Annotated in this window: 9 protein-coding genes; all 9 read left to right on the forward strand. The window is 59.4% G+C overall.

The features are described from left to right. The 9 genes from ubiB (at position 1) to P7F28_RS33070 (ending at position 10,180) form a co-directional block, all read left to right on the forward strand. Positions 1-1,572, forward strand: coding sequence for a ubiquinone biosynthesis regulatory protein kinase UbiB (gene ubiB / locus P7F28_RS33030; RefSeq protein ID WP_277189496.1), 1,572 nt, complete (start codon positions 1-3; stop codon positions 1,570-1,572). A gap of 12 nt (positions 1,573-1,584) precedes the next feature. Then, complete coding sequence (locus tag P7F28_RS33035) at positions 1,585-2,193, forward strand: methyltransferase (protein WP_277189497.1); 609 nt, start codon at positions 1,585-1,587, stop codon at positions 2,191-2,193. A 134-nt stretch (positions 2,194-2,327) separates the two neighbouring features. Next, positions 2,328-2,702 (forward strand): FmdB family zinc ribbon protein, encoded by a 375-nt coding sequence (locus tag P7F28_RS33040; protein WP_277189498.1) that lies wholly within the window; start codon positions 2,328-2,330, stop codon positions 2,700-2,702. Positions 2,703-2,852: 150 nt separating this feature from the next. Then, entirely contained in the window at positions 2,853-3,524 is a 672-nt protein-coding gene (locus P7F28_RS33045) for a DUF502 domain-containing protein (RefSeq protein ID WP_277189499.1), read from the forward strand. 92 nt (positions 3,525-3,616) lie between these two features. Next, the gene (aspS, locus tag P7F28_RS33050) at positions 3,617-5,419 is read left to right on the forward strand and encodes an aspartate--tRNA ligase (protein WP_277189500.1); all 1,803 of its coding nucleotides are present in this window, start codon (positions 3,617-3,619) and stop codon (positions 5,417-5,419) included. A 124-nt stretch (positions 5,420-5,543) separates the two neighbouring features. Then, the gene (gene nudB / locus P7F28_RS33055) at positions 5,544-6,020 is read left to right on the forward strand and encodes a dihydroneopterin triphosphate diphosphatase (RefSeq protein WP_277189501.1); all 477 of its coding nucleotides are present in this window, start codon (positions 5,544-5,546) and stop codon (positions 6,018-6,020) included. Continuing rightward, on the forward strand, positions 6,017-7,306 hold the full coding sequence (locus tag P7F28_RS33060) for a phosphatidylserine/phosphatidylglycerophosphate/cardiolipin synthase family protein (RefSeq protein WP_277189502.1): 1,290 nt from the start codon (positions 6,017-6,019) through the stop codon (positions 7,304-7,306). Before nudB ends, P7F28_RS33060 begins: the two co-directional genes overlap by 4 nt. A 314-nt stretch (positions 7,307-7,620) precedes the next feature. Next, positions 7,621-8,334, forward strand: a complete 714-nt coding sequence (locus tag P7F28_RS33065; protein ID WP_277189503.1) for a TetR/AcrR family transcriptional regulator — start codon at positions 7,621-7,623, stop codon at positions 8,332-8,334. Positions 8,335-8,392: 58 nt separating this feature from the next. After that, entirely contained in the window at positions 8,393-10,180 is a 1,788-nt protein-coding gene (locus P7F28_RS33070) for an acyl-CoA dehydrogenase C-terminal domain-containing protein (protein ID WP_277189504.1), read from the forward strand. The last annotated feature ends 241 nt before the right edge of the window (positions 10,181-10,421 follow it).

Below are 10,421 nucleotides of genomic sequence, written 5' to 3' on the forward strand. Positions count from 1 at the left end.
ATGCGTTTTCTGCGTTTCCTCAAGATTTTCTTTACCGTTGTCCGCTTCGGGCTCGACGAGCTGGTGATGAGCGGCATCAACGATCGCCGCGTGCGCTATCTCATGCGCATCACGACGTTCGGCCGCAAATTCGACATCGAGCGCGGCATTCGGCTGCGTCTCGCGCTGGAAAGCCTCGGGCCGATCTTCGTGAAGTTCGGGCAAGTGCTGTCGACGCGTCGCGATCTGCTGCCCGTCGATATCGCCGATGAACTCGCGAAGTTGCAGGATCGCGTGCCGCCGTTCGATTCGAACGTGGCGGTGAATATCATCGAAAAATCGCTGGGTGCGCCAATCGACGCGCTGTTCGATGAGTTCGAGCGCGTGCCGGTGGCGAGCGCATCGATTGCGCAGGTGCATTTCGCCAAGATCAAAAATGGCGAGCACGCGGGCAAACCGGTCGCGGTGAAAGTGCTGCGCCCGAATATGCTGCCGGTGATCGATTCCGACCTCGCCTTGCTGCGCGATATCGCGTTCTGGGCCGAAAAGCTGTGGCCGGACGGCCGGCGTCTGAAGCCGCGCGAAGTGGTCGCGGAATTCGACAAATATCTGCACGACGAACTCGACTTGATGCGCGAAGCTGCCAATGGGAGCCAGCTTCGTCGCAATTTTCAGGGGCTCGATCTGCTGCTCGTGCCCGAGATGTATTGGGATTTGTCCGCGCCGACGGTGCTGGTCATGGAGCGCATGGTTGGCGTGCCGATCAGCCAGGTCGAAACGCTGCGCGCGGCGGGCGTGGATATTCCGAAGCTGGCGCGCGAAGGCGTCGAAATTTTCTTTACGCAGGTGTTCCGCGACGGCTTTTTCCACGCGGATATGCACCCCGGCAATATTCAGGTGAGTCTCGACGAAGCCACGTTCGGGCGATATATCGCGCTGGATTTCGGCATCGTCGGGGCGCTGTCGGACTTCGACAAGAACTACCTCGCGCAGAATTTTCTGGCGTTTTTCAAGCGCGACTATCACCGGGTTGCGACGCTGCATTTGGAATCGGGATGGGTGCCGCCGACCACGCGCGTCGAAGAATTAGAAAGCGCGATCCGCGCCGTCTGCGAGCCGTACTTCGATCGCGCGCTGAAGGATATTTCGCTCGGTCAGGTGCTGATGCGGCTGTTCTCGACGTCGCGCCGCTTCAACGTCGAAATTCAGCCGCAGCTCGTGCTGCTGCAAAAGACGATGCTGAACGTAGAAGGTCTAGGCCGTTCGCTCGATCCTGAACTCGATCTTTGGAAAACGGCCAAGCCGTATCTCGAACGCTGGATGAACGAGCAGATTGGCTGGCGCGGCTGGTACGAGCGCCTGCAGCTTGAGGCGCCGCAGTGGAGCAAGACGATTCCGCAGTTGCCGCGCCTGATTCACAACATCCTCGCGCAGCATCACGACGCACCGAACGGCAATAACGACGAATTGATGCGTCAGCTTCTCGCCGAGCAAAAGCGCACCAATCGCCTGCTGATTACGCTGCTCGCAGTCGGATTGATCGCGATGGCGGGCGCAGGCCTCGTGATTACGCAGATGATGCTGGGACATTAACCGGAGGTTTCTGTGGCAAGCGATCCGAACTTCGATAACCGCGATCCCAACTCGCCGGGTTTCTGGGACGAGCGCTTCGATCAGCGCTTTATGCCGTGGGATCAGGCGGGCGTGCCGGAGGCGTTTGCCGCGTTCGCCGCGTCGCTCGATAACAAGCCGAATGTGCTGATTCCCGGCTGCGGCAGCGCCTACGAAGCGAAGTTTCTCGCCGAGCACGGCTGGCCCGTGCGCGCGATCGACTTTTCGCCGAGCGCAGTCGCGGCGGCCAAGGAGCAACTCGGAGCGCACGCGGGCATCGTCGAGGAAGCGGATTTTTTCGCTTATCAGCCGCCGTTCGAATCGGATTGGATCTACGAGCGCGCGTTTCTTTGCGCGCTGCCGAAGAACCGCTGGCAGGACTACGCCGCTCGTATGGCCTCACTTCTGAAACCCGGCAAACTGCTCGCGGGCTTTTATTTTTTGGGCGCGACGCCGAAAGGACCGCCGTTTGGCATCGAACGAGCCGATCTGGACGCGCTTCTCACGCCGTATTTCGATTTGATCGACGAACACGAGGTCACCGGTTCGATTCCGGTCTTCGCCGGTCGCGAGCGTTGGCTGACATGGCGGCGCAAGGCTTGAAACATTGCATCGCCGCCCGCATTTATTCAAGAAGTCGAATATCGAAAGCGACTTGAAAATCGCGGGTCAAAATTGGTTTGCGGCTATAATTCAAGGCTTTGCAAGCGTCGATAGATAATTGTAGGAAGAGTGCCATGCCGATTTACGCATACCGCTGCGAATCCTGCGGCTTCGAAAAAGACGTGCTCCGGAAGCTGAGCGATGCCCCGCTCACGCAATGTCCCGAGTGCGGCAAGGACACGTTCTCCAAGCAGGTCACGGCCGCCGGCTTCCAGTTGAAGGGCTCCGGCTGGTATGTCACCGATTTCCGCGGCGGCAATAACGGCGGCAGCGGCAAGAGTGCATCGACGGACACGCCGGCCAAATCGGACAGCGCATCTAACGGCGCGGACAGTTCCGCCAGTTCGTCGAGCGCGACATCGGCGGGTTCCGCGGATTCGTCGAGCAATAGCAGCAATACGTCGAGCAACACAGGCGGCACGAGCGCCGCTTCATCGGGCGCGGCCTGAGCACTTATCGTCCGCTTTCACGCCATGCGCGCGCATGGCGAACGCCTGAATCCGATCGCGCCTTCGCGGCGCGGCCCATCCGCCCAGCCGAATCTCCGGACCTTTTGAGACACGGCGCGACCATCCGGCTGTGACCCCGGCGACAACAACGTGACGACGAAAAAGACTACGCTGAAATCCGTATTCCTCACCGGCCTGCTGGTGTTGGTGCCGCTCGCCATTACGCTTTGGGTGCTGGGACTGGTCATCGGCACGATGGACCAGACGCTGTTGCTGCTGCCGGAATCGTGGCAGCCCGAAGTCCTGTTCGGTTTCCATCTGCCGGGCCTGGGCGCAGTGCTTACGCTGGCGTTCATTTTTATCGTCGGCTTGCTGACGCAGAATTTCGTCGGCCAGAAACTGGTGCAATGGTGGGACGCGATCCTGCGCCATATTCCCGTGGTCGGCCCGCTTTACACGAGCGTGAAACAGGTTTCGGACACGTTGCTGTCTTCGAGCGGCAACGCCTTCCGAAAAGCGCTATTGATCGAATATCCGCGCAAAGGCTCGTACACCATCGGCTTTCTCACGGGCATTCCGGGCGGTGACGTATTGAATCATTTGGAAGGGGATCATGTCAGCGTGTATGTGCCGACCACGCCGAACCCGACCTCCGGCTTCTTTTTGATGATGCCGAAAAGCGAAGTCGTCGAACTGGACATGACCGTCGACGCCGCACTGAAGTACATCGTCTCGATGGGCGTGGTGGCTCCTGCGCCGAGCACGCCGATGACATCGTCATCGGCTTCGCCCGCCCGCCGCCCCACCGAGCCGCCGATGTAATGCCGGCACGCGCGCCGCGGAGTCAGCCGACCGCATAGAGCGAACCCGGGCGCGCGAGCCGTTGATCAACGAACAACGAAAGACACAACATCATGTCGATGCGATCTGAATACTGCGGTCTGGTGACCGAAGCCCTGCTGGGCCAAACCGTCTCGCTGTGCGGCTGGGTGCATCGCCGCCGCGATCACGGTGGCGTTATCTTCATCGACCTGCGCGATCGTGAAGGCCTCGTTCAGGTGGTCTGCGACCCGGACCGCGCCGAGATGTTCAAGGTGGCCGAAGGCGTGCGCAACGAGTTCTGCGTGCAGGTGAAGGGCGTGGTGCGCAACCGGCCCGAAGGCACGGTCAACGCCAATCTGACCAGCGGCAAGATCGAAGTGCTCTGCCACGAACTCGTGGTGCTGAACGCGTCGGTGACGCCGCCGTTCCAGTTGGACGACGACAACCTCTCGGAAACCACGCGCCTTACGCATCGCGTGCTCGACCTGCGCCGTCCGCAGATGCAGAAGAATCTGCGCCTGCGTTATCGCGTGGCGATGGAAGTGCGCAAGTATCTCGACGCGCAAGGTTTCATCGACATCGAAACGCCGATGCTGACCAAGAGCACGCCCGAAGGCGCGCGCGATTACCTCGTGCCGTCGCGCGTGAACGCGGGCCAGTTCTTCGCGCTGCCGCAGTCGCCGCAGTTGTTCAAGCAATTGCTGATGGTCGCGAACTTCGACCGTTACTACCAGATCACCAAGTGCTTCCGCGACGAAGACCTGCGCGCCGACCGTCAGCCGGAATTCACGCAGATCGACTGCGAAACCTCGTTTCTCTCCGAACAGGAAATCCGCGATCTGTTCGAAGCCATGATCCAGCACGTCTTCAAGGAGACGATGGACGTCGAGCTTCCGGCGAAATTCCCGGTCATGCTGTACTCGGAAGCCATGCGCCGTTTCGGTTCGGACAAGCCCGACCTGCGCGTGAAGCTCGAATTCGCTGACCTGACCGACGCGGTCAAGGACGTCGATTTCAAGGTCTTTTCGATGCCCGCCAATTCGAAGGATGGCCGCGTCGCAGCGCTGCGTGTGCCGAAGGGCGGCGAGCTCTCGCGCGGCGATATCGACGGGTACACGGAATTCGTGCGCATCTACGGAGCGAAGGGTCTGGCATGGATCAAGGTCAACGACAAGACCAAGGGCCGCGACGGTCTGCAAAGCCCGATCGTCAAGAACCTGCATGACGCGGCAATCGCAGCGATCATGGAACGCACCGCAGCCGAAGACGGCGACATCATTTTCTTCGCGGCGGATCGCGCGAAGGTGGTGAACGACAGCCTGGGCGCGCTGCGTCTGAAGATCGGACATTCGGAATTCGGCAAGGCGAACGGCCTGCTCGAAACCGGTTGGAAGCCGCTGTGGGTGATCGACTTCCCGATGTTCGAGTACGACGAGGAAGAGAACCGCTACGTCGCGGCTCACCACCCGTTCACGAGCCCGAAGGACGAGCACCTCGAATACCTCGAAACCGATCCGGGCCGTTGTCTCGCAAAGGCGTACGACATGGTGCTGAACGGCTGGGAAATCGGCGGCGGTTCGGTGCGTATTTTCCAGGAAGACGTGCAGAGCAAGGTGTTCCGCGCGCTGAAGATCAACGCGGAAGAAGCGCGTCTGAAGTTCGGCTTCCTGCTCGACGCGCTGCAATACGGCGCGCCGCCGCACGGTGGTATCGCGTTCGGTCTGGACCGCGTCGTCACGCTGATGTCGGGCGCCGATTCGATCCGCGACACCATCGCGTTCCCGAAGACGCAGCGCGCGCAAGACTTGCTCACGCAAGCGCCGAGCGAAGTGGACGAGCGCCAGTTGCGCGAGTTGCACATTCGCTTGCGTCAGCCGGAACAGAAAGCGCAGTAAGCACTTCTAGTTGTCGATGTAATGAAAAAGGCGCCATGTGCGCCTTTTTCACTTTTTACGGTACAGTCTTTGCGAAGAGGTCTGATAAAGAAACGCACGTTCAGAAAGTCACGAAAAAGCCTTCATGCTCAAGCCGCCGAAAATTCCCGAGTCCGTTCTGGTCGTCATTCATACGCCGGAACTCGATGTGCTGATCATCGAGCGGGCGGATCACAAGGGTTTCTGGCAATCGGTGACGGGTTCGAAAGATCACGTCGATGAACCGCTGATCGAAACCGCCGCGCGCGAAGTGCAGGAAGAAACGGGCATCGTGATTGGCGGCGCGATGGTCCCGGAGCGCGCGCTGCTCGACTGGCATCATCAGATTCAGTACGAGATTTATCCGCAGTGGCGGCATCGCTATGCGGAAGGCGTGGTGCGCAATACCGAACACCAGTTCAGTCTGCTCGTACCGCACTGTATGGAAGTGACACTCGCGCCGCGCGAACACACCGCACACTTGTGGCTGCCGTTCCGCGAAGCCGCAGACCGATGCTTCTCGTGGTCGAACCGCGAAGCCATTCTTCAATTACCCGAGCGCCTCGCGGCGCATAACCGATGATCGGTATGCGTCCGCGGCGCAGCTTCAAGCGACTGCGTCAGGCGCTGTTTTCCGGCCGCCGGCCTTTGCGTTTCTGCTTCACGTCCGGCAACGATGTGCGCCTGTTCAAAGGCGGCGTCGAATTCTTTCCGGCGCTGATTGAACGCATCGACAACGCGCAGAAATCCGTCTCGCTCGAAACCTATATCTTCGCCAACGATGACGCCGGCCGCGCCGTCTCCGCCGCGCTCGTGCGCGCCGCCGAGCGAGGCGTCGCGGTGCGTGTGATTACCGATGGCATCGGCACCGACAGCAATCTGCCGATGTTCACGCAGTGGAAGGAAGCCGGCGTCGAGCATCGCGTGTACAACCCGCATTTGCTGTTCGGGCCACAGGGCTGGTCGCGCACGCATCGCAAGCTGGCGCTGATCGACGACACGTACGCGTACTGCGGCGGCATCAATATCGTCGATGACTTCGATCAGAACGGCACGCATCTCGACACGCCGCGCTGGGATTTCGCGATGGAAACGCGCGGTCCCGTCGTCGCCGATGAACGCGATGCCTTCGATACGCAATGGCAGCGTATTCGCCTGGGCGTCAAACCGCGCAAGAAGCCGACGCCATCGACCAATGAAAGCGAGTCGAATCCGCAGCAAACGCGCTGGGGATCGCGACGCGCATTGCGCGCACGCAAACGCGCGCGACTCGGCGAAATCCACGCGGTCGATCAGCCGTGCGTTGCGTTCGTGGCGCGGGACAATTTGCTGAATCGGCGGGCGATCGAAAAGGCGTATCTGCGGGCCATCGCGCACGCCGAAACGGAAGTACTGCTCGCCAATCCGTACTTCATGCCGGGACGCAAGCTGCGCCGCGCGCTGGTGCGGGCGGTGCAGCGCGGCGTGCGCGTGTCGCTGGTGATCGGACGCAAGGAATTTGTCGCGCTGGATTACGCCACGCCGTTTCTTTACGGAAATCTGCTGAAGCATGGCGTGCGCATCGCCGAATATGAGAAGACGATGCTTCATGGGAAGGTCGCCGTTGTCGATTCCGATTGGGCGACGATCGGTTCATCGAACCTCGATGCTTTGTCGCTCGTGCTTAATAACGAAGCGAATCTGGTGCTCGTGAATCACGCCGAAATCGCCATCCTGCACGACGCAATTCTTCAGGCTTTTGACGATGGTCGACCGATAGATGAAAAACACTACGAATCACGTCCGATAACTGAGCGCGCTTTGAACTGGCTGGCCTATAACACGTATCGGATGATGATGAAGATGATTACCATCGGCCAATACGACTAAAAATTCCAGATTGATCTGCCAAACGTAAGAATGCGTGTCGTCCGGGCCGATTGTCGTCATGATCACATCTCCATCGGCAACAGTCCGGGCTTAACTAGAGTACTCCCACGAAATGGGAACTCGGGCAGTCACTAACTGTATTCCGGCTACAACAAGCGACAATAAGCTGGATCAATGTTGCGATTGATCCTATAGACAACGGCGATCACATTAGAAACGCGTTTCTAAAAAAGTGCTTGTACCAAGAGGGATCGGCCATAATAATAGAACGGCCGTTCGATTTTACGGGTTCACATAAGAACGGTAGGGACATCATGCGAAAAGGCGAACAGACGCGGGCCGCGATCCTCGACGCAGCGCTCGACTTGGCAAGCCGTGACGGCCTGGAAGGGCTGACCATCGGCTTGCTGGCCGAGCGGATGCAGATGAGCAAAAGCGGCGTGTTTGCGCATTTCGGATCGCGCGAAGATTTGCAGGTGGAAGTGGTGCGCGAGTACCACCGCCGGTTCGAAGACGAAGTGTTCTTCCCGAGCTTGCGAGAGGCGCGCGGTTTGCCGCGGCTTCGCGCGATGATGAATCGCTGGATGGAGAAGCGCATCCAGGAAGTGACCACGGGCTGCATCTATATCAGCGGCGCTGTGGAGTACGACGATCGCGCGGCCAGTGCCGTGCGGGAGCAACTGGTACACAGCGTGAGCATGTGGCGCGATGCGCTCTTGCGCGCGATCCGCCAGTCGAAGGACGAAGGGCATCTGAAAGCGGATACCGATCCGCAACTCATGCTGTTCGAGCTGTACAGCTTTACGCTCGGCCTGCATCACGATGCGCGTTTCCTGCATCTGCCGGAAGCGGTGCAACTGACGCGGGACGCGCTGGAAAAGACATTTACTTCGTATCAGACGCCGGGATCGAATGGCGGCGCGCCGAGCAGCGCGGGCAACAGCGAAAGCATCAGCCCGAACGCCAGCGTGAATCCCGATCCGAGTCCGGCGGCGACATTGACATCGCATCACACAGATAGCCGTTAGCGCGCCGTCTCACGGGGCGGCGCGCGACGAGAATCCAGAAGAAACCGGAGAAGACTCAATGGGACAGTACGCCGCCCCGATTCGCGACATGCAGTTCGTGCTGCACGAGCTGCTGAACGTCGAAGCCGAGCTGAAGCACATGCCGAAGCACGCCGAGCTGGATGCCGACACCATCAATCAGGTGCTGGAAGAAGCCGGCAAGTTCTGCGCCGAAGTGGTGTTTCCGCTGAACCAGAGCGGCGATCGCGAAGGCTGCACGTATGAAGGCGATGGTGTCGTGAAGACGCCGGCGGGATTCAGGGAAGCCTATCGGCAATATGTCGAGGCGGGCTGGGCGGCGCTCGGCTGCGATCCCGAATACGGCGGACAAGGCTTGCCGGCGTTCGTCAATAATGCGTTATACGAAATGCTCAACTCCGCGAATCAGGCCTGGACGATGTACCCCGGCCTGTCGCACGGCGCGTACGAATGCCTGCACGCGCACGGCACGCCGGAGCAGAAGTCGGTGTATCTGCCGAAGCTCGTCTCGGGCGAGTGGACCGGCACGATGTGCCTGACCGAACCGCAATGCGGCACCGATCTCGGCATTCTGCGCACCAAGGCCGAACCCAATTCCGATGGTTCCTACGCGCTCACCGGCACGAAGATTTTTATTTCGAGCGGCGAGCACGATATGGCCGAGAACATCATCCATCTGGTGCTGGCGCGTCTGCCGGGCGCGCCGATGGGCACCAAGGGCATTTCGCTGTTTGTCGTGCCGAAGTATCTGCCTTCTTCGAGTGGCGGTGTTGGCGAGCGCAATGGCATCAAGTGCGGTTCCATCGAACACAAGATGGGGATTCATGGCAACGCAACCTGCGTGATGAATCTCGACGGCGCGAAGGGCTGGCTGGTGGGCGAGGAAAACAAAGGCCTCAACGCGATGTTCGTGATGATGAACGCGGCGCGTCTGGGCGTGGGCATGCAGGGTCTCGGCCTGACCGAAGTCGCGTATCAGAACTCGCTCGTCTATGCGAAAGAGCGTCTGCAGATGCGTTCGCTGACGGGGCCGAAAGCGCCGGAGAAGGCCGCTGATCCGATCATCGTGCATCCGGATGTTCGACGTATGTTGCTCACGCAGAAAGCGTATGCCGAAGCGGGGCGCGCGTTCACGTACTGGGCGGCGTTGAATATCGACAAGGAACTCTCTTCATCCGATGAAGATGCGCGTCGCGAAGCTTCGGATTTCGTTGCTCTTTTGACGCCCGTTATCAAAGCCTTTCTGACCGATAACGCGTTCGAAGGCACCAATATGGCGATGCAGATTTATGGCGGACACGGCTTTATCTCCGAATGGGGCATGGAGCAGTACGTTCGCGATGCACGCATCAATATGATTTACGAAGGCACGAATTCTATTCAGGCACTGGATCTGCTTGGGCGCAAGGTTCTTGGTGATATGGGCGCTAAGCTCAAGCGCTTTGGCAAGCTGGTTGCCGAGTTTGTCGAGGCCGAAGGCGTTAAGCCGGAGATGCAGGAGTTTGTTAATCCGCTCGCGGATATTGGCGAGAAGGTGCAGAAGCTTACGATGGAGATCGGCATGAAGGCTATGCAGAATCCTGATGAAGTCGGGGCTGCTGCGGTGCCCTATTTGCGCACTGTAGGTCATCTCGTGTTTTCGTATTTTTGGGCACGGATGGCACGGGTGGCGCTTGATCATGCTGCGTCTGATGATGCTTTTTATAAGGCTAAGCTGGCTACTGCGCGGTTTTATTTCGCTAAGCTTTTGCCGGAGACGGCTTCTACTATTCGGGCGGCGCGCGCTGGTGCTAAGCCTATGATGGACTACGACGAAGCGCTTTTTTGATTTTTGAGTTTTGAGGTGCTTACTTCTGCTTGTGGGGCGGTCTGATTCAGTAGCCGCCTCCCCGGCGGGGGGGTAACTTTCTTTGCTGCTGCAAAGAAAGTCACCAAAGAAAGCAGCTTTTTCAACCAGACAGTGCACGTTGAACGGGCAAGTGGATTAATGGGCTCGCTTGGTGACAATAGACCGCCACCTCGGAGGCCTGCCCGGCCTGTCAAGCGCTCGGTACGCAACTTATTAACAC

It is taken from the genome of Caballeronia sp. BR00000012568055 (assembly GCF_029439455.1).
GTDB lineage: Bacteria > Pseudomonadota > Gammaproteobacteria > Burkholderiales > Burkholderiaceae > Caballeronia.